Source organism: Dawidia cretensis (assembly GCF_018598175.1).
In the GTDB taxonomy this organism is placed as follows: domain Bacteria; phylum Bacteroidota; class Bacteroidia; order Cytophagales; family Cyclobacteriaceae; genus Ohtaekwangia; species Ohtaekwangia cretensis.
This window is the reverse complement of record NZ_JAHESE010000057.1, coordinates 1-23,495: the sequence shown is the minus strand read 5'-3', so window position 1 is coordinate 23,495 and position 23,495 is coordinate 1. Positions and strand designations below refer to the sequence as shown.

At 54.4% G+C, this 23,495-nt stretch carries 13 protein-coding genes; 2 read left to right on the top strand and 11 right to left on the bottom strand.

Annotation, left to right across the window (positions count from 1 at the left end; all coding sequences use genetic code 11):
• Nucleotides 1-857: hypothetical protein (locus KK062_RS28750; RefSeq protein ID WP_254087845.1), on the top strand; the 857-nt coding region annotated here is incomplete at its 5' end.
• Between the two features lie 32 nt (nt 858-889).
• On the opposite strand, the gene KK062_RS28745 is transcribed toward KK062_RS28750, so the two are convergent.
• The 10 genes from KK062_RS28745 to KK062_RS28700 all read right to left on the bottom strand — a co-directional run bounded on the left by KK062_RS28745 (nt 890) and on the right by KK062_RS28700 (nt 19,854).
• Entirely contained in the window at nt 890-1,558 is a 669-nt protein-coding gene (locus tag KK062_RS28745; RefSeq protein WP_254087844.1) for a DUF2306 domain-containing protein, read from the bottom strand.
• 178 nt (nt 1,559-1,736) lie between these two features.
• On the bottom strand, nt 1,737-3,278 hold the full coding sequence (locus KK062_RS28740) for a M48 family metallopeptidase (protein ID WP_254087843.1): 1,542 nt from the start codon (nt 3,276-3,278) through the stop codon (nt 1,737-1,739).
• Between the two features lie 53 nt (nt 3,279-3,331).
• Entirely contained in the window at nt 3,332-5,617 is a 2,286-nt protein-coding gene (locus KK062_RS28735; protein WP_254087842.1) for a glycoside hydrolase family 65 protein, read from the bottom strand.
• A gap of 35 nt (nt 5,618-5,652) precedes the next feature.
• Nucleotides 5,653-6,324, bottom strand: coding sequence for a beta-phosphoglucomutase (gene pgmB / locus KK062_RS28730; protein ID WP_254087841.1), 672 nt, complete (start codon nt 6,322-6,324; stop codon nt 5,653-5,655).
• 14 nt (nt 6,325-6,338) lie between these two features.
• Nucleotides 6,339-7,325: a carbohydrate kinase family protein gene (locus tag KK062_RS28725; protein WP_254087840.1), complete on the bottom strand. Its 987-nt coding sequence runs from the start codon at nt 7,323-7,325 to the stop codon at nt 6,339-6,341.
• A gap of 26 nt (nt 7,326-7,351) precedes the next feature.
• Nucleotides 7,352-8,302, bottom strand: coding sequence for an ROK family protein (locus tag KK062_RS28720; protein WP_254087839.1), 951 nt, complete (start codon nt 8,300-8,302; stop codon nt 7,352-7,354).
• Nucleotides 8,303-8,383: 81 nt separating this feature from the next.
• On the bottom strand, nt 8,384-11,731 hold the full coding sequence (locus KK062_RS28715; RefSeq protein WP_254087838.1) for a VCBS repeat-containing protein: 3,348 nt from the start codon (nt 11,729-11,731) through the stop codon (nt 8,384-8,386).
• An 8-nt stretch (nt 11,732-11,739) separates the two neighbouring features.
• Complete coding sequence (locus KK062_RS28710; protein ID WP_254087837.1) at nt 11,740-15,054, bottom strand: VCBS repeat-containing protein; 3,315 nt, start codon at nt 15,052-15,054, stop codon at nt 11,740-11,742.
• A 96-nt stretch (nt 15,055-15,150) separates the two neighbouring features.
• Nucleotides 15,151-16,698, bottom strand: a complete 1,548-nt coding sequence (locus tag KK062_RS28705) for a RagB/SusD family nutrient uptake outer membrane protein (RefSeq protein ID WP_254087836.1) — start codon at nt 16,696-16,698, stop codon at nt 15,151-15,153.
• Between the two features lie 6 nt (nt 16,699-16,704).
• A complete protein-coding gene (locus KK062_RS28700; protein ID WP_254087835.1) occupies nt 16,705-19,854 on the bottom strand; it encodes a SusC/RagA family TonB-linked outer membrane protein in 3,150 nt (1,049 codons plus the stop codon).
• Between the two features lie 259 nt (nt 19,855-20,113).
• On the opposite strand from KK062_RS28700, the gene KK062_RS28695 reads away from it, so the two are divergent.
• Nucleotides 20,114-21,964 (top strand): glycoside hydrolase family 13 protein, encoded by a 1,851-nt coding sequence (locus KK062_RS28695; RefSeq protein ID WP_254087834.1) that lies wholly within the window; start codon nt 20,114-20,116, stop codon nt 21,962-21,964.
• Here KK062_RS28695 and KK062_RS28690 read toward each other — a convergent pair.
• A partial coding sequence (locus KK062_RS28690; protein ID WP_254087833.1) for a T9SS type B sorting domain-containing protein occupies nt 21,953-23,495 on the bottom strand: 1,543 nt, incomplete at its 5' end. The two genes, KK062_RS28695 and KK062_RS28690, sit on opposite strands and share 12 nt — an antisense overlap.

Sequence of the window (23,495 nt, the reverse complement as noted above, 5' to 3'; positions counted from 1 at the left end):
TGTTCCGGCTATATTGGGACCGCCCCACATTCCGGCAGTATAAACGATTGCTGATCATTATTCCGGTAGCGGCATTCGCCGTCGGTTTTTTAGTGCACTTTTATAGCGCCGGGTTATTCTGGCGCATCCTGGCGTACATCGCCGTCTATCACTTCGTCCGGCAGCAGTATGGTTTTATGCGGCTCTACTCCCGCCAGGAACAATCTTCCCGCCTCGGACGCCTGATCGAAGCGATCGCGATTTACAACGCCACGCTCTACCCACTGGTATACTGGCACATTCATTTAACCGACTCGCTCAGCTGGTTTGTCGCCGGCGACTTTATACCACTGCCGCTGGCCGCTGCAGGTCCCTATCTGTGGTACCTGTTCTTCGCGATTTTGCTTACCTATACCGTGCGGGAGATCACCGTCTCCATCCGGCACCGGTTCTTTAACATTCCCAAGAATCTGATCGTCTATGGCACCTATTGCTCGTGGTATGCGGGCATCGTGTGGTTTGAAGGCGACCTGATCTTTACGCTGCTCAACGTCGTGGCCCACGGCATTCCCTACATGGGCCTGATCTGGATCCACGGCGAGAAGAAGGCCGCCGGCTCGTTCTCGTTCTCCTGGAAAGGCGTCGCCATCTTCGCCGGTGTATTGTTGTTATTAGCCTACCTGGAAGAAACCGTCTGGGATGTATTCGTTTGGAAAGACCATGCCGTCGTGTTCCCCTTCCTGATCGAGGCAGCGCCGTTGGAAGATCCCCTCGTGCTCTCGCTCATCGTGCCGCTGTTGGTGTTGCCGCAGGTCACGCACTACGTTCTCGATGGCTTTATCTGGCGCTTCTCAAAAGACCGCCACGCCCGGGTGTAAAAGGAAAGTGAGGGTGAGTGCGAAGTGCTTCCTTACGCAGCCTTACCGTTAAACTTCGTTTTGTAGAATCGGATGGTCCGTGTGATCAGAACAGTGCCCACAATCGACGGCACGATCCACAGCACCCACTGAAACTCTGCCAGCCGGATGTTCACCACAATAAAGGCCGTCACCGCCGAAATGTAGCTGCCACCCATGCTGCTGATGTGACCATACCACCAGTGCATTTTCTCTTGCGGGCGGCGAAAGAACTGTACAACGTCTTTGCGTACAAAGACTGCGCCGATACCGCCAAACACCAGGGCCACGATGCCCATGCGCTCGCCTACCGTCAGCAGCGTTATACCCCAACCCACCAGCGTCAGGATAAAGAGGCCCGCCACGCCGGTAATGAGCCAATCCACCGCCGTCGGCTTCTGACCTGCCGGTAGGTTTTTCAGATAGAGGATCCGATAACCGCGCGCCGTCAGGTAGTAGCTAAAGAAGCCAACCAGCAATAAGAAGACGTTATTCCTGGCAATCGAGAGAATCACAGCGCTGACAAAGACAGCCGACATTCCGACAAAATACACGATACCCGCGCGACGGTGCGCCTTTCCACCTTTCTGGGTGAGCATCGCTACCAGGCCGCTTACCAGGGCTGCCGTGCCGCCTGCAATGTGAACGATCAGTGTCGCCCGGAGAAACAATTCGAAGTTCATAGTCACTGTTTGATGAATACGACAGAAAAATAGGCGAAACACCAACCAGGCCGCAATCTATGTGACTGAACTGTAATCCCAGCCGGATGAACTGTCAGAGATCCGAACCGGCCAAACGCGACATTGCATGCGTCATCAGGATAAAATCAGTCTATTCAGACCTGAAATCTGAACGGAATCAATCTCTGTGAGCATGGGGAAACCTGTATTCCCCAGACCAAAGTTCTTGCAAGGGGCCACCCAGCGGTGCGTTCATTGGACCGCTTTTCAGTTTGCTGTATACGTCGTCTTTTCCGAAACGTGTAACATAGTTTGCTTTGACCTTCCCGGCAACTTCCGGTCGCCCGGTCAGGTCGCAGATGTGCCACAACAGAAAATAGTGCTCGCGGCTGGCGGGATTAAAATTGTCACGGTTGTTGAGGAAATTAAAGGCCAGCTCTCCCAGTTCTCCGATTTGCAAATTGTGTAAGAAGGTGTTGACCATACGCAGCTCCTGGCTATAATACTGAACGTAAGCAGGCACAAATTTCACATGAGAGACGCTGCCCCGTAGCCGGACTAACTGAAGCAGGATGCGGCTGATGGCAGCCGTCGGATAATCGTGTTGTGGATAAGCATGCTTGAGCCGTAGGGCCTGCAACAATGCGTAATCCAGCGCCGTCGTGTTGATGGCGGCTTCCACATTTTTGAACTCCGCCAGTGCAATCGTCGAACGGACGTACGCCGGAGCATCAGGCGCTGTGCCGACAACGTACTGCCAGGGCAGTGCGGCCAGGCGGGCGGCTGCCTCGGGGTGCGAGAGCACCGAATCTGCGGCGAAAATCGGACCCTCCCGCCGCGAAGAGTACATCGATGGTCGCGGGGCCAGCCAGTAATCCTGAAAAGGATAACTCTTTATCTGAAACGGCTCGAACAACCGCAGACCGAGGCGCTCGGGAGACTGCCCGACCGAGTCCAATAACAACAACGCGGTATAGGCTGCCTCTGGCCGGTAGCCGGCCTTTTTCATATACATCAATCCCAGGGAATCAGCCTGTAGCTCATCCCGCCGGGAATATCGGCTGATGGTATATACCAGGCTCCGAAGCGTGTCAAGATTCTCCTGTATAGCATCGTCGTCTGATAATATTTTGGTTGTCGTCTTTTGGAGTTTCTTTGCCACTTTCTTCTCGGCCTTGTAGAACGCGCTTTTTCGGGCGTGCTCAAGGCTGTAGTGGGCCAGCTCATGGGCCAATGCAAAGGCCAGTTCATCCTCCGTTCGTATGCCCGCCAGCAATCCCGTGGTGACAACAAAGGTGCCCTCACTGAAACAAATTGCATTCGCCACAGGAGCGCGCAGGATCAGCGTTCGTACCGGCATGCGCGGAACGGCATTGCGAATCGCCACCGTGCTCATCACCGTATCAACCCAGTATTGTAAGGTGTCGTTTTTAAGAAACGCGCGGTTATCCACCATGCGCAGCAATCCTTTTGTATTCCGTCTGAAGGATTCCCGAACCGCGTCGACAACAGCTTTCGAGCGACCAGTACGATCGAGGCTTCGAAGCTCCCAGGCCAGTTGTTTGCGTAATGCTTCTTTTAAAGGCTCGGAATCCTCGGTGTAGGCTTTATTACGCGGAGCATATTCGCGTGGTGGCTGTCCATTAACTTCTGTGACAAACAACAGGCCCAAGACCAGCCCAAGGGCCGCCAGGCATACATTCCCGGTATTCATATTCATACATTCGGCAAGGGCGATGTTTGTCACCGCCCCGCCCCCTGCACAAAAATAATTTATTTCAGCAACACCGCTGCATCGTTCACCAGGATCTCCAATGCCGCACCACTCTCCAGCTTCGTCTCGACACCGTCTTTGCTGACCTTGATCTTTAACACCCGCCCGCGAAATTCAACCCGGAAGGAATAGGATGCCCACTGGTCGGGAATAAACGGCGTGAAGTATAGCGTCTCGTTCTTCACCCGCATACCGCCAAAGCCCCTCACCACGCTCATCCACGTGCCGGCCATCGAGGTGATGTGGCAGCCGTCTTCCGTATCGTTGTTGTAGTCGTCCAGGTCGAGGCGCGCCGTGCGCAGGTATAGATCATAGGCCATGGATTTATAGCCCAGCTTGGAGGCCAGGATCACGTGCACACACGGCGACAGCGAAGACTCATGCACCGTCATCGGCTCGTAGAAGTCGAAGTTGCGACGGATCGTTTCCATCTCGAAGTCATCTTCAAATAAGAAAATGCCCTGTAAGACGTCGGCCTGCTTGATGAAACACGAGCGCAGAATGCGGTCCCACGACCACTTCTGGTTCAACGGCCGGTCCTCCGGACGCAGATCGCTTACACGCTTCAACTCCTTGTCGAGGAAGCCGTCCTGTTGTAAAAATATACCGCGCCGGCTGTCTTCCGGATAATACATCTTCTCAACGATCTCGCGCCACTTCGTCGTTTCTTCGGCCTCCTTAAAGTGAACGTGGCCGGCGATCTCGCCAAACCGGCTGGCGAACGTGCTCTTTACATAGTCGATGGCGTCCAGTGTAAACTTCAGAGTCCAGGCGCCGAGGTAGTTGGTATACCAATTGTTGTTAACGTTGTTCTCGTATTCGTTCGGGCCGGTCACCCCCAGGATCACATACTTGTTCCTGTCCGACGACCAGTTCACCCGTTGTGCCCAGAATCGCGCGATGCCGATCAGCACCTCCAGGCCGTATTCCGCCAGGTAAGCTTTGTCGCCCGTATATGCAATGTAATCACGCATGGCATAGGCCATCGCGCTGGTCCGGTGGATCTCCTCAAAGGTGATCTCCCACTCGTTGTGACACTCCTCGCCGTTCATGGTCACAAACGGATAGAACGCTGCACCCTGAACAAAGCCGAGCTTGTGTGCATTCTCGATCGCCTTCGGCAAATGCTTGTAGCGATACACCAGCAGATTACGCGCCACCTTTGGCTCGGCCGTGCTCAGGAAGAACGGCAAACAGTATGCTTCGGTATCCCAATAGGTCACGCCGCCATATTTCTCGCCGGTAAATCCTTTCGGACCAATGTTGAGGCGTTCGTCCTTGCCGGTATAGGTCTGCATCAGTTGAAAGATATTGAACCGTATGCCCTGCTGCGCGGCGATGTCGCCTTCAATCGTGATATCGCAGACGTCCCAGGTATGCTTCCAAATGTTCTGGTGCTCTTCCAATAAAGCATCATACCCGGCCTTCACGGCGTCGTCCAGAACTTGCTTGCCCGCCGTCACCAGCTCGTTCTTCGCATGATTCTCGGAGGAAAGCACCGCAGCGTATTTATAGATCACAATTTCTTTGTCCTGTTCTACGCTAAACACCACCTGGTTGCCGGCAAACTTTTCCCGCTCCACGATGTCGGTGCGATCAATCTTCACCGGCTGTCCGCCCGACGTGATCACGTACCGCATACCGGTCGTTACATGAAAGAATGTCTTCTTCGTCTGCGCTGTTACGATGGCACACGCTGTCGAGGCTTCTTTGTATACTTCCTCCCAAAATTTCTCGTCGTAGTTAGAGTCCTTGTTGACAACGTCGGCATCCACAAAAAGCGATACTGTCACCTGATCGGAAAAGTTCAACGGCGTGAACGCATACCGGATTGCCCCCACTTCACCCCGGGCCATGCTGCAAAAACGCTGCGCCGCTATGCGCAGTTTCTTGCCGTCGGCCAACGTTGCTACAAAGCTGCGGGACAAGGTCCCTGCCTGCATGTCCAGCACGCGGCGGAAGTCTTCCACCTTGCACGTCGCCAGGTCCAGCACATGCTTGCCTACGCGCAGATCAAGCCCGATCCAGTTGGGAGCGTTCAGCACCTTGGCAAAATATTCGGGGTAGCCATTCTTCCACCAGCCTACCCGCGTTTTGTCCGGATAATATACCCCGGCCACGTAGCTGCCACGCAGTGTCTCGCCGGTATAGGTCTCCTCGAAGTTGGCCCGCTGGCCCATTTGTCCGTTGCCAATACTAAAGACACTTTCGGAGATCGTATGATAGTGCGGATCAAAACCTTCTTCGATGATCTGCCAGGGATGATGCTTCAAAAACTCTTTCATAAAAATACATCTGGGGTTGTTTGGAAAGTATAGGGTTATGGGGTTGGGCGCGGTTGCCGCACGTCCAGCGTCGCCAGGGTCGCCGGATCGAACTCACCCGTGGTGGGTAACACCAGGTCCGCGCGATGCAGTTGCTCCTCCGAGCCAATGCCGACACACGCCATGCCCGCCGCCAGGGCTGCTTCCACACCGGCTTCGGCGTCTTCAAACACCACGCATTGGTGCGGCGCAACGTTCAGCTTACGCGCAGCAAGCAGAAAGATCTCCGGATCGGGCTTGGTATGGACAATCATGGTACCGTCTACCATGTTGTCAAACGCATCGGCCAGGCCCAGCAGCTCTACCACGCGCGGTGCGTTCTTACTACTGGAAGCAAGGCCAACACGCTGGCCCCGCCGGCGCAGGTCTTTCAACAGGGCGGGCACGCCTGGGAAGATTTCAATCGGCGTCATGCGTTCGACATATTCCACAAACCAGCCATTCTTTTTGTTGGCCAGTCGTTCCTGCTCGTCGCGGGCCATGGTAATATGCCCCAGCTCCAGCAGGATCTCCATGGAACGCAGGCGGCTTACGCCTTTGAGGCGCTCGTTGTCAGCCTCGGTAAAGGGAATGCCCAGCTCGGCAGCCAGCCGCTTCCAGGCTAAAAAATGATAGCGTGCCGTGTCGACGATCACGCCGTCCAGGTCAAAAATACAAGCCTTGATCAACTATGTGTACTCGTTTAGATGGATTGTGCATAGGTATTTCGGATGAGCGCGTTGGTCTCTTCCAGCGACTTAAATACCGTAAAGGTTTTGCCTTGCGTACGCAACGCACCGAGTGCATTACCATACTGCGCAGCGCCGATGTAGTCACGTGGTTTTTGCAGCAGGCCGAAGCCCACACCGCCGGCAAAAGAATCGCCGCAGCCCGTGGTGTCCACCACGTTGTCGACCGGTACCGCGGGGACCATCTCCTCGCGCACCTCGCCCCGCACCTTGTAGTATACCAGGCACCCGCGCGAGTCGACTGTGATGTAAACGCACTTCACCCCCTTACTGATGCAATGGGTAGCGAACGCCAATAGCGCCGGGCGATCTACCACTTCTTCCGGCGGACAGGAGAAATCCTGCGTTTCATATTCTTTTTTAAAGCACGACGCATGTGCTTCTTCTAAATTCATTTTTAAGACATCAATGTAGGGCAACCATTGGTCGCGGTCGATCCAGAACTTGCGCTGACGCTCGCCGTTGGTCAGGCAGGCCGTTGTGGGACCATGCGCGTCGAAGATGACGATGCCCTTGCTTTTCTTGTGCAGAAATTTCAACGTCTCGAGCGAGATCTCATAGTCGCTGATGGGAATAAATACAAACACGTCGCAGTCCACTAACTTCTTGACATCGTCGGGAACGATCGGATCCATAAATCCGGTCTGGCGCTCCAGGCGATTGTTCATGTCGAGAAAGCGCAGGCTGATGATATCGCCCTGGTCGTTGCGAGTGCCGATATGTTTCAGGTTTATACCTTTATAGCCGTTGAAGACCTCGCGTACATTGTCGAGATCCACCTGGCGCAAGTGGCTTACCGGCACAATTTCTATCTGATCACCGGCCATGATCGAAAGTGCAATGACCGGGTGGGTGACACAGCCCCACTTTTGAATGAGGTGTCCCTGATGCGTGACAATGTGGTCGCGGGGTATCGGACCGAGGATCGCTATTTTTTTCATACCGGTTGTATAGTCTGCGCTCCTTGCTATACGGCATCATCCACCAGAAAGGCCGCTCCGAAAACACCCGCGCTGTCGCCCAACATGGGACGCACGATCGGCGTATCGAGCCGGTCGTTAAACACGTTTTGTTTTACGGCATCCCGGCCCCGGTCGTACAGCAGGTCGATGTTTCCTACACCGCCGCCAATGACGATCACATCGGGGTCGAGAATGTTAATGATTACGCTCATCGCCTTTCCAAAGAAATGCACGAGCCTGATCATGGTCTTCTGGGCCGTCGGATCCACCTTGGATTCCGCCAGCGCTACGATGTCCTTTAAGGGCTTGTTGTTTCCTGTCTCCTTAAAATAATACTGCTGTAACATGGGACCAGAGATGACCCGTTCCACACAGCCTGACTTTCCGCAGTAGCAAGGGCCGCCTGAATCATCTAAAAAATTATGCCCCCACTCACCGCCTATACCTTGCAGCCCGGCTATCGAACGGCCATCAATCACGACACCGCCACCAACGCCCGTGCCGATGATCACGCCAAACACAATACGCGCATCGGGATATTCTTGCTTGACGATGCCCCAGCGTGTCTCCGCCAGCGCAAAGCAGTTGGCGTCGTTGGCCAGTCGCACCGGCACACCGAGCACGCGCGCGATGTCGGCGGCCATGGGTTTGCCATTCATGACCACGGTGTTGCAGTTCTTCATCGTGCCACGCCGCGGGTCCACGGTACCTGGCGTGGCAAATCCTATCATGGTCGGCACCGTACCCAGTGCCGCCTTCATCATTTCTACCAGTTTGTGTATTTGCTCCAGGATGTGCTCGTATCCCTGGTCCGCTTCCGTCGGAACGCGGTCGCGGAATAATACTTCCGGATCTTGCGCCGATCGCAAAACAACGCCTTCAATTTTAGTCCCGCCCAGGTCTATTCCCCACAGGTTTCCCGCGCCCGGATCCGGATGCTGCTTCTTTTTCGCCATACTCGATCGATACGACAATTTAGTCGAAATCCGGGCATCTGCAACGGTTGTTTGTCACCGGGGGCAAAAAATAATAAAGGGCTACGGGTGTGGCTTCAGGCTAAATGCTTCCACTGTATCATTATTCCGCACCGCCAGATAGTACACCGTATTCCCTACCTGTATCGCCCGCAGCTGCCGCGTCTCTCCTTTCACACAAAAACCCGACCGGCACGAAGGCATGGCCGTAAAGTTGCCCTTACCATCGCCCTTCAGCAACAACCCGTAGCTCGCGTCATACCGCCCCATCTGAATATTGATGGGATAAAAATTACCGGCCAGCAAAATATCCAGCTTGCCATCGCCCGTATAATCACCCGGCAAGATCGCCTGCACCGGCGAGAGCTGTGCCGCCGTCGGCAACGCCCGAACGCGAAATTTACCTTGCCCTAGGTTTTCAATATAGGAGCTGGCAAATGTATACGCGGTATAATGCTCCGCTTTGTCCAGCGCCTCCCGGCCAAACATCTCTTCGATCGAAGCATCCGCAAAGCGATGATACGAGAGATACCGCTTCTTCAGATAAGGCATCTGCTTGGTCATCTCATCGCGCGTATGGAAAGAATACTCTTTACCCTGAATATAGTATGTCAACACCTGGTCGGTGCTATCGTTCTTGTCAAAGTCTGCTACATACATCCTGACAGGCTCCTGCACAGAAGCATGCAACTTGGAGTTTGACCCCATATTACCTCCCACCAGGTCAAGATCCCCGTCGCCGTCGAAGTCCGCCGGCTGTAGCGTATTCCACCACCCCGCGGTATGCTCCAGGCCCGAACCCTCCAACGGCAGCAGCGCCAGCTTTCCACCCTGGTTCAGGAAGATCGTTACGGGTGCCCACTCCGCCGCCAACACCAAATCTTGTGTGCCGTCGCCGTTCATATCTGCCCACGCTGCCTGCTTCACAAAACCAAAGGCCTTCAACGCAGGTGCGACCGCCTCCGTAACATCGGTAAAGTTACCCTTACCGTCATTCCGCAACAGATAACTGTCGGCACGAATCCCGTAGTGCCATACCGTTGTGCGGGCACCGATAAAGAGGTCCTGATCGCCATCGCCGTCTATATCCGCCACACGCGCGCACGCGCCGGTCAGGAACAGCTCGGGCAAGCCTTTCGACCGCGCCAGATTCCCTTTGCCATCGTTCAGATATAAGCGAGGGCACCGGTGCGGCGACTTGTTGGCAAATTCATTGCCACCACTCACGACCAGCAGGTCACGATCGCCATCGCCATCGGCATCAAACATGATGGCGTCTACATCCTCACTCGTACTATCCGCGGCCAACGCGGGTTGCGCCACTGCGCGAAAAGCACCTTTCGGTGTTTGCAGGAACGTCTGTCCGGAGATCCACTTGGCGCCACCCAGGAAAATATCCTCGCGCCCGTCACCATCCAGATCGCCCACGGCCACGGCCGGCCCTTCCGCCGACAGCATGTGCGGGATCAATGCCTCGCGGTTAAACTCGACAAACTTATTCTCCTTGTGCCGGTACGACAGCGCCAGCGTATCGGTTGCGCGCTGGAATACCGGCGCGACGCGATGGAAGGGTGCATAGTCAAAGGTGCCCGAGGCCTGCTGCTCATCCAGGGTGATCCGTTGGTTGGCATGGACCTGCCGCAGCGTCTGGAAAGCACCGCCATTCCAAACCACCACAACCGAGTCAACGCGTGCCGCGTCGCCCAGGCCGAACGTTATCCGCGGATCTACCGCACTCTGATACCCGCGTGTCGGCATACACTCCTGCACCTGCAGGCCACCCTGGCGATAAACAAATACCTTGGCGCCAACGCCCAGCGGATTGCCGCCACGTCCCTTCAACACAAATTGCAGGTAGCCGGGCAGCTTCACCGTGTCGGACGGCTGCACCGACAACGTCCGGTTTTCATATACCGACGCCTCATCCTCCAGGTTGTTCACGACAATGTCCAGGTCGCCGTCGTTGTCCAGGTCGACATACGCCGCGCCGTTACCATACGATGGCAGATCCAATCCCCATTCCGGCGCACGATTGGTAAACGTCGAGTCACCGTTGTTTTGAAAGAGGTAATTGGCCAGCTTGATCTTCGGCATCTTGTCGATGTATACCATCTCCTTTTCGGTCATCGTTTCTTGCGCAAGCCTCCGCTGCACGGTATCGACAGACATAAAGTTGATATAATCCAGGTCGTTCGAGCGGCGGTAAATCCCGTTGGAAATAAAAATGTCTTTACGCCCATCCAGGTCGAAGTCGGCAAACAGCGACGACCAGCTCCAATCCGTCGCGGCCACACCGGCCAGCAACGCCATTTCGCTGAAGGTGCCGTCCTGATTATTTACTTGTAACGTATTGCGGGCAAACTGCTGGTTATAGCCGAAGTTAGCCTTGAAGGTATAGACATCGTAGGACTCCTCGGCCTGCGACGCTTTCAGGATCTTCGGGTCTTCCGGCAGCATATCCATCGCGATCAGGTCCGGAAAGCCGTCGTCGTTAAAGTCGGCAAAGTCTACGCCCATGGTATACCGGCTGGTATGGGTCATGGACGCTTCCAATGTTTCCCGGAAGGTTCCGTCACCCTGGTTAATATACAGGTAATCGTTCTCGTGAAAGTCATTGCCCACATAGATGTCGGGCCAGCCGTCGAGGTTGACGTCACTCACCACAACCCCCAGGCCATACCCCAGCACGCTGCTATAAATACCCGACTCCTGCGTCACATCGATGAAGTGACCCTGCTCGTTGCGCAGCAATTTGTCACCGGCCAATGCATGGGGAACCTTGCGTAAGGTAGATTTACCAAAGGTGCCATTCTGGTGCAGTGAATGGTTGAGCATGAACATATCCAGGTCGCCGTCGCGGTCATAATCAAAGAAAGACGCCTGTGTCGAAAAGCCTACCAGGTCGAGACCATACTCCATCGCCCGGTCCTGAAAGACCGGCACACCGTGCTCGTCGTTGCCTTCGTTGATAAACAGCTGGTTCTTGCCTTTGTAGATCAGGTAATCGCCGAGGTTGCTGACATAAATATCCAGCCGTCCGTCGCCATTTACATCGGCCATCGTCACCCCTGTCGTCCATCCCTGGAAGCCCGCCACGCCGGCCACGTCGGTAATATCGTCAAACTTCAGATTACCTTTGTTGAGGTACAGCCTATTGGATTCCTGATTCGACGTAAAGTATACATCCGGCAGCGCATCACCGTTCAGGTCACCCGTCGCGACGCCACCGCCATTATAAAAATACATGTAGTTGAAGATATTGAACTCCACGCTTTCGGTCAGCGTGTTCCGAAAAGTAATCCCCGACTCCGTCGATGGCACCCGGCGAAAGCGTTTGTCGCTATCCGACGAACACCCCACGAAGAGACAGAGGCCTACCAAAAATAAATAAGAAATACAGGATCGTTTCATCGGAAAATTTAACGTAGGGTATAAAATTGGAGGGTATCGTTATTGCGAACAAAGGCCAGGAGCTTTTTACCATGCGCATTCAGCACGCGCACGTGGCGCACCTCGCCTGGGAGCATCAGCCCCGACGTACGGGACGGCAGCGCCGTAAAACCGCCCTTGCCGTCGCCCGTCAGCACCAATCCGTGCAACGCATCGTATCGCCCCGCCTCCGGCTTCACCGCGAACAGGTTGCCACCCAGCAGCAGATCTTGCACGCCATCGCCATTCACATCGGCCACGGCCACGCCGTATACCGGTGACACCTGCGCCGCGAACGGCAGCGCCTGCAACCGGAAGCCTTTTGCACCGTCGTTCAACAAGACGCTGGTGCGTGGCTCATAAAACTTCAGTACCGTGGCCCGCTTCAGCAAGTTGGCATCGAAGATGTCGGCAACAGACTTGCCGGCATAGTCCTGATAGTATAGGAACTTCTTTTTGAGCGAGCTCATTTGTTTGATCAGATCCTGACGCATCGCCATCGGGAAGTCTTCGCCTTCACGCCGGAACGCAAACACAGGCTCCACCGAACCGTTCTGATCAAAGTCGTTTACATAGAGGGTAACGGGCGACGTTGCTGTCGGTTTAAACTTGGAGTTTAAGCCCAGGTTGCCCAGCACAAAATCCGTATCGCCATCACCGTCCAGGTCGGCAGCCTCTACCCGGTTCCACCAACCCTCCGTATTCGCGAGGCCGGGCGCATCGGTCACCGGCGTGAGTTGTTTGCCATTGTTACGAAAGATGGTAATGGGCATCCATTCGCCTGCGATGAGCAGGTCGGGGAATTCATCGTTATCGTACGCAAACCACACGGCGTCCGTCACCATGCCGAGGTGTTTCAGTGCCGGGGCATAGGTGGCCGTGACATCGGTAAAAGTCCCCTTGCCATCGTTCAGCAACACAAATTGATCGCACGGCAATCCATAATAGGCAGACAACACGCGCGTCCCGACAAAAAGATCCAGATCGCCGTCGCCGTCTACATCGGCCGGGCGCACGCAGCTACCACTCTGGTATAGCATCGGAATCCGGCCCGTGGTCTTTTCAAATACCGGCATGCCGCCACGTAGTCCCTTATTTTCATAAAAGCGGTCGGTGCTTTCCGCCGACTGTGTGGTATATTCCGCGCCACCCGTTACTATGTATAGGTCCAGGTCGCGATCGCCGTCCGCATCGAAGAACACGGCATCGACACACTCGGCCAGCGAGTCCGCATCGAACAATTTGCCTGGCACCGGTATGAACGTCTGTCCAGGCCGTTGAACATATAGTGCCGAGGGATTCCCCACCGAGCCGCCTACAAAGATGTCATCCAGTCCATCGCCGGTAAGATCTGCAGTAGCAAAGGCCGGCCCTTGCGTAGAGAGCATGTGGTATAGCAAGCGGTCACGATCAAAGTCGTTGTAATCATTTTCCTGATGCGTGATCGTCGTACGCGTAGCAGGTTGCAGCAGCGGCTTGACCGGTGCGGCCGGTTTTGCGGCCGAAGGCTTAGCCTGCGCATGATCGAACACCAGGTGTTGATCCACGGGTACATCCGTACGGATCTCCACTCGCCCATCCGGCCACATCACCACCAGGCTATCTACTTGCTTCGCTTCCCCCACTCCCAGCACCAGGCGATAATCCATACTCGACTGAAAACCCCGAATGGGCATGTGATCCAATAATATCACCTCGCCGCCCTGAAAAGCTTTTACACACGCACCCAGCCCAAATGTATTCTTTTCCGTACCCTTAAAGGAGACCGACAACGAATGCGTCTTGCCACGTTCATGGCTTTGGTTGCGATATACAAACACCGGCGCGTTGACGTTGTTGACAATCAAGTCCAGGTCGCCGTCGTTATCGAGGTCGCCATACGCCGCCCCATTGGAAAAGCCGGGCTCGTCCAGCCCCCACGCATGCGACACATTCTTGTATTGCCACGCCGTGTCGGTCAGCGTAAACACGTAGTTGGCTTGCGGTACCGATGGCATCCGCTCGATAAAACCATTAAAGTCTACCTTCTTGCCTTCAATCGCTGCCTGCATCTGTTCGCTGCTGCCCAGGAAGTCGATAAAGTCCAGGTTGGTCAGGTCGCGGTAAATACCGTTGCTGACGTAAATCTCTTTGTGGCGGTCATTGTCGAAGTCCACAATCAGCGCGCCCCAGCTCCAGTCGGTCGCTGCCACGCCGGCCAGTTGACCGATCTCGCTAAAAGTGCCGTCCTGGTTGTTGAGGTGCAGCATGTTGCGCATATACTGGTGGTAGTAACCGTTTTTCAACCGCAGCTTGTACACATCGTATGTCTCGAACGACGAAATGGTCTTCACCCGGGCATCCTCCTCCGGTAGCATATCCGTGGAAAAGATCTCCGGGTAACCATCATTGTTCAGGTCGGCAAAGTCCGCGCCCATCGAAAACATACTGATATGTCCCATATGGGATTCCAGTGACTCGGTAAATGTACCGTCGTGGTTGTTGATGTACAGGTAGTCGCGTTCGTAAAAATCGTTGGAGATATACAGGTCGGGCCAGTTGTCCTGGTTGACATCACCCACGGTCACGCCCAGGCCGAAGCCAATGACACTGCCGTAAATGCCCGCCGCCGCGCTCACATCGGTATAGTGGCCGTCGTCATTGCGGTATAACTTATGCCCACCAAACTCGTCGCGTTCGTGCCGCAGGTTGCGGTAGCCCAACGTCGATACCGGGCGATAAGAATTATTCAGGACATAGCAATCGAGGTCGCCGTCTTTATCATAGTCAAAGAATGCTGCATGGGTGGAGAAGCCGCGGTCCGCCAGACCATACGCCGCTGCCCGCTCCGTAAAGGTCAGGTCGCCGTTGTTGATAAAAAGCTCGTTATCGCGGTTGCCGCCTTTCACGTCGCCCGCATTGCAGACATAAATATCCAGCAAACCGTCGTTATTGATGTCGACGATGCTGACGCCCGTAGACCACACCTTCATCCCCTTCACGCCGGCCTTTTCCGTAATATCTTCAAACCTCCAGTTGCCTTTATTGAGAAAGAGCTTGTTGTCGCCCATGTTGGAGGTGAGGTATACATCGGGCAGCCCGTCGTTGTTGATGTCGCCAACGCCTACACCCCCACCGTTATAGAAGTTCCGGTAGCGAAAAACATCAAAGTCGGGGTCAATCTTCAGGTCATTCGTAAAATCGATACCCGTCTCCTCCGCGGTCAATCGGGTAAACAACGTATTCCGGCTGGCCGCCGGGGCCGACACATCGTCTTTCTTACAAGCGCTGACAACAAACAAACACACTATCAAAAATCTCCACATGAACATTATACGCATACGATCCTAAAAATAAAAAAAGAAGGCACGCTGTAAACTACGACGTGCCTTCTTTAATTTATCCGGTGTGATTACCGGTTATTAATAGCCTTCGGTCGGCTGCAGATTTGGATTGGTTGTCAGCGCGTTGGCCGGTACCGGGTATACATTGCGGCTTGGATCCGTGTTGTTCATATACGGGAACGGCGAAGTGAACGTACCAAAACGCACCTGGTCATTACGGCGCCAGCCTTCAGTATACAGCTCACGGCCGCGTTCATCCAGTATATTCTTGAGCGTAAGCGGGCCTGCCAACGGAGATGCTTCCCGTGTAATACGCAGCTCATTGTACAGCGTCAGGGCGTCAACATCGCCTGTGCCCCCGCGTGCGAGCGCTTCAACTTTCATGAGCACCGCGTCGGCATATCGGGCCAACACATAGTACCGGTTGTAGCTACCGAGGCTCGGGTGGTATTTGATGACCCGGATGCCGTGGCGTTCATTGTTACCGGTAAGCGTCGTTTTGCTTGCGAATTCTTCGGTAAAAATCAAGGGATTCCCCGGACGGTCTTTCAGCGGTGCGCCCAGCGAGTCGTATTGCTGCCCTACCAGGAAGCCGTAACCGATGCCTTGCATAATGTGGTTACGCTCTTTGGGTACAAAGCCCCGGCGTTCTTCCTGACCCAGACCCCTTTCATTGCTTTCATCCGGACCTTCGAACAGGGCGTAGAATTCAGCCGTAGTCGAGAAGCCGTTCCAGCCGCCGCCGGTGTTGGTCTTTACGCCCTGGTTGTAGTGCAGACCATTCCAAATACGGTTGCCCCATTCGGCATTTGTCCACAAAATTGTTTCGGGATTGTTGGCGTCGGCGAAGGTATCAAAGTAATCTTCGTTCAACATAAAGCCGTCTTCTCTAATCGCATCAACATGCTGTATCACCTGATTCATATCGGCCGCAGCCGCTTCTGTTTTCAGATAGACATGCTTATTGAGATAGAGCTTCGCCAGCAGAAAGTGCGCAGCAGCTTTCGAAGCCCTGTCTGTATCACCGCCCGGGCCGACGGTCGGCAGGTTCGGCAGTGCTTCGGTCAGATCCTTGATGATAAAATCCATCGCTTCTTGTACGGAAAACACCTTCGGATCAGACGTTACAGCGTCATGCACATCACGGAACGGCACCTGGCGATATAAGTCAAGCACGTACCACATGTTAAACGCACGCAGGAATTTACCTTCCGCTGCTTGTTGCGCACCCGGTTCTGACTCGGAGGCCAGCAACTGGTTCAGCTTGTATACGTTCGCATTCAGGTTGTTCCATGTATTCAGGATATACTGGTGGGAATCATCCCACTCGTGCTGGCGCAAGCTGCGCCAGATACCGTTGTCACCCCAGTCGACACCGCGGGTAGGCACCAGCAACTCGTCAGAGGCAACCTCCGTCAAAGCATACAGGTTCTCTTGATTACCCCAACCTTGCAGGTCGAGGTACGCCGAGTTCAGTGTAGCCTCCGCCGGCACACCGGCAAACACACCCGCCGCCTCAATCAGGTAGGAATCCTTTTCTTTTACTTCCAGGTCGGTACACCCCACACTAAAAATTGCTACCAGGATGCCCGAGGTTATCGTTAGTTTATTTACGTTCATACTCATGCTCAATTAAAAAGTTGCATTCAGACCAAAAGTCAGGGTTCTCGCGCGCGGGTACGCTGTATAGTCGATGCCCAGCGAAGGAACGCCGTCGCGCGCTTTATTGGTATTCACTTCCGGGTCCAAACCTGAATAACCGGTGATCAGGAAAAGATTCTGACCGCTGGCGTACAGACGAAGCTTCTTGATCAGCGACGTCTGCTCGAAGTTGAAGTTATACCCGAGGTTCAAATTCTGCATCCGCAGAAAGTCTCCTTTCTCCAGGTAACGTGTCGAAGCATCGGGTGCGTTGGCAGCCGACTCGCCCGTGTACAGGGAGCTGGTCTGAATATTTTTACCCGTCGCCAGCGAACCCAACGAGAAGTAAGCGTTGGCAGTATTATTGTATACCCAGAAACCGTACTGGCCGGCCAGGAAGGTAGACACATCCCAGTTCTTATAGCGGAAGTTTACAGAGAAGCCCAGGTTGTATTTTGGAATCGGGTTCTTGTCGACGTAACGCTGAAAATCACCGTTGTAAAGCGCGATACCGTCCTGGTCAAAGCCCTGGAACTCGCGAATGAAATACGTGAACAGCGGCTGGTTGTTGACGATCCGTTGCGCGAAAGCGCCCGACAAACCCTGGCCGTTGATCTCACCCGTGTTTAGTGGAGCCCCGCTATAGTTCTCTACTTTGTTTTTGTTGTACGAAATATTGAAACCGAAATTCAGGCCGACGTTGTCGGACTCCACGGCAATCGCATTCAACGTCAATTCAACACCCTGGTTGATGACATCGGCATCCAGGTTACGCCAGGTGAAAGGCTGCGGCGCCGGCTGCGCCGATGTTACCTGGATCAGCAGATCCGTTGTATTCTTGCGGTACACATCGATGCTACCGGTTATCTTGTTTTCCACAAAACCAAAGTCGAGACCGATGTTAATCTGGGATGTTTGCTCCCACTGCAGGTCGGGATTTTCAAACGCCACATTCGACGTACCCGGAGGCGGAGCCTGACCGTCGTTACCAATGGTCGGTGCGCCAAATTGGTTGTTGTTCCGATTGTTGTATTTGATCCGCGCCTGGTGCAGGTTATGCGGAATCTCCTGATTCCCCGTTACGCCGTAACCGACGCGGAACTTCAGGTCAGAAAATGCTTCCGGCACAAACGCTTCTTCCGACAGGCGCCATGCGGCGGAAGCCGAAGGGAAGTAACCGTATTTGTTGTTGCCACCAAAACGCGTAGAACCGTCGGCCCGGAACGTTGCCGTCAACAGGTATTTATCTGACAGCGAGTAATTCACACGACCAAAAAACGACTGCAGCTCATCCGTCGAGTTGAATATGTCGCCCGTAACGCTGCGCACCGGCATCGTGGCCGGGATGTTGTCCAGATCAATCGTGGTAGGTTCCGGCGACAACGTGTTGATATACATTCGTTCGTGATTACCATTGTCTGTGTCGATCACGGTATAATACCCGAACTGCTGGTAAGGTTGATCGATCAGGCCCTGTACAACACCTGCACCGGCATGCAGATCGTCGACCATGCGGTCCATATCCTCACCGGCAAATCCCCAGCCTAACACCGTCATGCCTTTCCGGTTAAACTCCTGGTACGAATATCCCAGCACGGCATTGATGGTACCTTTGCCGATGGTCTTATTGTAGTTGAAGTATGCCTCCAACAGGTTATTATCGGTTTCAATTTCAGCAAAGCCACCACGGCCGTTACCTTCCACACCGTTGCTCAGACGGAGCCTGGGCGAGAACACTTTGTCGCGCGTAGACTCCGAACGGTCGAAGCCCCCGGTTACTTTAAAGCTCAGGGAAGGCAAGATGTCATATGAACCGGTTACATTGATCAGGTGACGGTCCGTTTGCGTATTATCCTGGTGATACTTCAGGTATGCCAGCGGATTGATGTTGGTATTTGAAAACTGTGAATCGGCAAACCGCCCCCAGGTAGGATTGGCCATAATCATGGAGCCGATGAGGTCACCCTCGAAACCTGAGTTCTGGGTGATCGCCGCCGCCTGATCGTCTACACGCGAGAAGATCATTTGGGTACCCACTTTCAACTTATCGTTCAGAAACGACTTGTTCAGGTTCAAACGTCCTGTGTAACGCTTCAGCCCTGTATTCTCTACTATACCTTGCTGATTGTCGTAGCTGAACGACGCCCGGTAGGTCAGCGTCTTGTAGTTGTCGGAAAACGACAGATCGTGGCGATTGGAGACTGATGTTCTCAGAACAGCATCCTGCCAGTCGGTATCCGCGCCATAGTCCAATTCCTCAAGATTTGACCCCAGACGTGCCGCGCCATTCAGGAATTGATCGCGGTTCAACAGATCATACTTACGTGCCACTCTGGCGAAGCTCAGGGTAGCACCATATTCCAGCTGACGACGCTTGCCTTTGCCGCTTTTGGTTGTGATCAGCACAACGCCGTTGGCACCGCGCGAACCATAAATGGCAGTAGCCGAAGCATCCTTGAGGATGTCGATGCTTTCAATGTCGCTCGGGTTCAGGAAGTTTAAGGGGTTCTTGCTAGGCGCGTTCCCGCGGCCGATGTCAAGGCCACCGCCGGAAACGTCATCCCCTGCCAGGGGCACACCATCCACTACGTACAACGGGTTGTTCCCCCCGCGGACGGACGACGTACCGCGAATACGAATATTAGCGCCCGCACCCGGCTCGCCACTGGCCGTGGTGATCTGCACACCGGCCGTCTTGCCTTGTATAAGTTGCTCGGGCGATGCGATCACCCCTGTGTTAAAATCTTCCGATTTTACCGACGCTACCGCTCCCGTAGCATCGCGTTTCTTAATCTCACCATAACCGATCACGACCACTTCGTTCAGCGCGGTCACGTCGGCCTGCAGCACCACCTCGATGTTTGATTGTGTGCCCACCGACACTTCTTGCGATTGGTAGCCCACAAAGCTGAATACCAGGGTTGCTCCCTCTTGTACGGTGATGGTGTACACCCCGTCAGTACCGGTAATGGTACCATTGCTTGTTCCTTTTTCCAGGATGTTGGCGCCCGGAATAATACCGCCATCGTCAGATGAACTTACCTTTCCGGTAACGGTCCGCCCCTGCGACCAGGCCATCGTGGTGCCGAACAATAGCCCCACCATGAGATACCTGCTTAAATACAGATAAAACTTCGTCATACGTTGTTGAGTTTGGGTTAATTCTACATTCCCCAAACGTGGCGGCTCAGTGCACACGTTTGAAGTCTACTCTGAAAGTAGGTAATTCTGATCATTATTAGTGTAATAAATTCCAAAAAAATTAATAGGAATCGAATGCGCAAACGTTTCCGAAAACGTAAACTGCAAAACCGAAACGATGAAACCGAAGTTTTTACTATCCTTTGTCGTTCCACGGGAACATCCGAACTTAGACTTCAGGACCCTTAAATTCCATCGTATGCACCGACGCCGCGCCGGCCTTTCCGCCTTCTTTTTCGTGACCTTTTTCCTGCCCCTTCACGCTCAAAACATCACCGTATATCCCCCGCATTGGTGGACAGGCATGAAGTCTCCCACCCTCCAGCTGTTGGTACGATCCGACGACCCTGCATTTAACAAACGTACCGTCACCGTCAACTACCCGGGCGTTACCCTCCAGAAGGTGCACCCGCTGGAGCACGGTAAATACGTCGCACTGGACCTGACCATCGCCCCCGACGCCCGGCCGGGCACGGTACCCCTGGTGTTCACCACCGGCAAAAAGACCACGCGCGTGAACTGGTCCCTCAAAGCCCGCACAACGGACAGCCCGTTCGCCCAGGGCGTCACCAATAAAGACCTGATCTACCTGGCCATGGCCGACCGCTTCAGCAACGGTGACCCTACTAACGATCGCATCAAAGGCCTGCGCGACCAATCCCTCCACCGCGACTCGATCTTTCTGCGCCACGGCGGCGACCTGCAAGGCATCATCAACCACCTCGACTATTTACAAGATTTGGGCGTCACTGCTCTCTGGCTCATGCCCGTCCTGAAAAACGACATGCCCCATCGAACCGAGCACGGCTATGCCGTGACCGACCACTATACCGTCGACCCGCGCCTGGGCAACAACGCCCTGTACACACGCCTCAGCGACGAGTTGCACCGCCGTAACATGAAGCTCATCCAGGACGCCGTCTACAATCACGTCGGCCTGTACCATTTCTTCGTACAGGAAAAACCGACACGCGACTGGCTACACGAGTGGCCTGCCTATACCAACACCACGTATAAAGACCAACCCCTGCTCGACCCCCACGCTGCCCGCAGCGACCGCGAACGCATGAGCAACGGCTGGTTTACGCCCCAAATGCCGGACCTCAACCAGCAAAACCCCTACGTGGCCAACTTCCTGATCCAGCACGCGCTTTGGTGTGTAGAGGAGTTTCGTCTCGACGGCTGGCGCATCGATACCTATATCTACAATGACCTGGACTTCATGAACCGCTGCAACCAGGCCCTGCTCGACCAGTATCCCCACCTCTCCCTCTTCGGCGAAACCTGGGTACACGGCGTCCCCAATCAGGCATACTTCGCCCGCAACAAATTTGATATACCCTTCAAGAGCAACCTGCCCGGCGTCACCGACTTCCAGGCCTACCTGTACGGTATTGTCTCCGCACTCAATGAGCCCTTCGGCTGGACCAACGGCGTCAACCGATTGTACTACACGCTGGCCAACGACTTTGTCTACGAAGACCCCACGCGCAACGTCATCTTCCTCGACAACCACGACATGAGCCGCTTCTACTCCGTCGTTGGCGAAGACATCCGGAAACACAAAGCCGGCATTGCCTGGTTACTGACCAGCCGTGGCGTACCACAGCTATACTATGGCACCGAGATTCTGATGAAAGGAGTAGCCAATCCCGACGGGTGGGTACGCCTCGACTTCCCGGGTGGGTGGCCCGGCGACGCAGCAAACAAATTCACGACGGCCGGTCGCACGGAGAAAGAAAATGAAGTCTTTGAATGGACCCGCACGCTCGCCACGTTCCGCAAGAATTCCCCGGCGCTTACTACCGGCACGCTCACGCAATACGTTCCCGAAGACGGCATCTATGTATACTTCCGCCACGAAGGGAAACAAACCGTCATGTGCATCTTTAATACCAACGACAAGCCCGCGACCGTAAACACACAACGGTTTGCCGAAGGCATCGGACAGCATACCGGTGGCACGGAGATCGCCACAGGCAAAAAATATACCCTGGGCAGTGTATCCCTGCCGGAATATTACTTACTGGTACTGGAGTTAACGGAGTAATTGCACCCACCCTTTGCAGGTGGCATGACGCTGTACGGTCACCTCAAAGAAATACGTGCCCGAAGCCAGCCCACTGCCGCTCCAGTCGTTCTTGTAGTCGGTCGATTCGTAGAGGAGATCACCCCATCGATTAAAAATCTTCACGGCCACGGGATAGCCGAGGTCATTTGGTGCTTGCCCCTGCGTATCGCCGTACTGGATCACAAACGTGTCGTTCTGCCCCAGCGTGGCATCGGGCGTGATGACATTGGGCACCTTCAAGGTGAAAATATCCACCGGTGTAGATTGTTCGCTGACGCAGGACGTACTGCCTGCTTGCCGGCTCGCCACGAGCTTCACGATGTACGTACCGTCTTTTTCGTACTGATGGACAATTTCTGTCTGGTCGTACCGGGTCGTATCCTCCTCCGCTAAGTAGAAGAACATCTCATCTGTCGCTACCAGGCTATCCGTCAGGTTAACGATGTGTAGCGTGGGGCGTGAAAAACAATCCGTGATCCGCTCCAGCATAAACTCAGTACGAATTAACGGCACCACGTTTAACTGCACCGTGTCTTTACCCATACATCCGCTTAGTTCGGTATATGTCAGGTAATATACCGTGGTGTCGGCAGGCTTTACGACCGGCGACGGAAGTCCCGATGTAAAAATACCATCGGCACTGCGCCAGGAATAGATCGCTGCGCCACTGGCCTGAATAGTATACTCGCTTCCGGCACAAAGCGCATCATCGTCCTGGACTCGGGCCAGGGCATCGAATACCTCCACATAGACCGACATAGAGTCAACGCCCTTACAAGTCTCTGGTGCAATCGCCTTTAACCAAACTGTATAGCGTCGGTTCGATTCTTTGTATTCATGCAGAATCGGGTTGGCGTTTGTCGTCGTTAGGGTTGTACCATCGCCAAAGTCCCATTCATAGATCTTACCACCATAGCTGAAGTTCTCGAACACGATCTTGTCCGGCAGGCAAATCTTATTCACCCCCGGATAATCAAAGGCAGGGGTGTTGGTCCGCACGGCAGCCCGCAGCTGCGACAAATCGAACTTAAAGACGGCGTTGTTACAGTTCTCGCTCTGATTGAACCTATTTGCCATGGGTACGTTTTCCGCCGGGAAGTCCGACCGGCCGCCACAGCCGGCACACACCGCGTGGTATACCACCCCCTGTTTGTCAAAGCGGCTGGTGCCACCATCCACGTGCGTCGCCGACATGCTGGCGCCCAGGAAGGTCGCGTATAGCAGCGTGCGCACATCGCCGCTTAATACCATCAGGTAGAAATCATGACCGTTCCCGTCGGGATCATACGCATCCGGTGTTGTATGCAATCCCCGCGTAGTACTTCCCGCACGATTGATCTCCCCTCCCCAACCGCTTAGGTAAATAAAACCGCAGTCGCTGACGAGAAACGCCGTGGGCGAAATATCGGGTGTAAAGCTACCCTTCCCGATCACCGTCGACAGCAGCGTGTCGCGCAGGTTGTTGGAAAACTTTTGTACAAATTGCCCACCGTTGGGATTGTAATAGACC

Bases quoted from the DNA above. Each gene is read 5' to 3' on its own strand.
- KK062_RS28720 (WP_254087839.1), bottom strand. From the start codon at position 8,302: ATGGCGAAAAAGAAGCAGCATCCGGATCCGGGCGCGGGAAACCTGTGG.
- KK062_RS28695 (WP_254087834.1), top strand. From the start codon at position 20,114: ATGCACCGACGCCGCGCCGGCCTTTCCGCCTTCTTTTTCGTGACCTTT.
- KK062_RS28710 (WP_254087837.1), bottom strand. From the start codon at position 15,054: ATGTGGAGATTTTTGATAGTGTGTTTGTTTGTTGTCAGCGCTTGTAAG.
- KK062_RS28735 (WP_254087842.1), bottom strand. From the start codon at position 5,617: ATGAAAGAGTTTTTGAAGCATCATCCCTGGCAGATCATCGAAGAAGGT.
- KK062_RS28715 (WP_254087838.1), bottom strand. From the start codon at position 11,731: ATGAAACGATCCTGTATTTCTTATTTATTTTTGGTAGGCCTCTGTCTC.
- KK062_RS28700 (WP_254087835.1), bottom strand. From the start codon at position 19,854: ATGACGAAGTTTTATCTGTATTTAAGCAGGTATCTCATGGTGGGGCTA.
- KK062_RS28705 (WP_254087836.1), bottom strand. From the start codon at position 16,698: ATGAGTATGAACGTAAATAAACTAACGATAACCTCGGGCATCCTGGTA.
- KK062_RS28725 (WP_254087840.1), bottom strand. From the start codon at position 7,325: ATGAAAAAAATAGCGATCCTCGGTCCGATACCCCGCGACCACATTGTC.
- KK062_RS28740 (WP_254087843.1), bottom strand. From the start codon at position 3,278: ATGAATATGAATACCGGGAATGTATGCCTGGCGGCCCTTGGGCTGGTC.
- KK062_RS28745 (WP_254087844.1), bottom strand. From the start codon at position 1,558: ATGAACTTCGAATTGTTTCTCCGGGCGACACTGATCGTTCACATTGCA.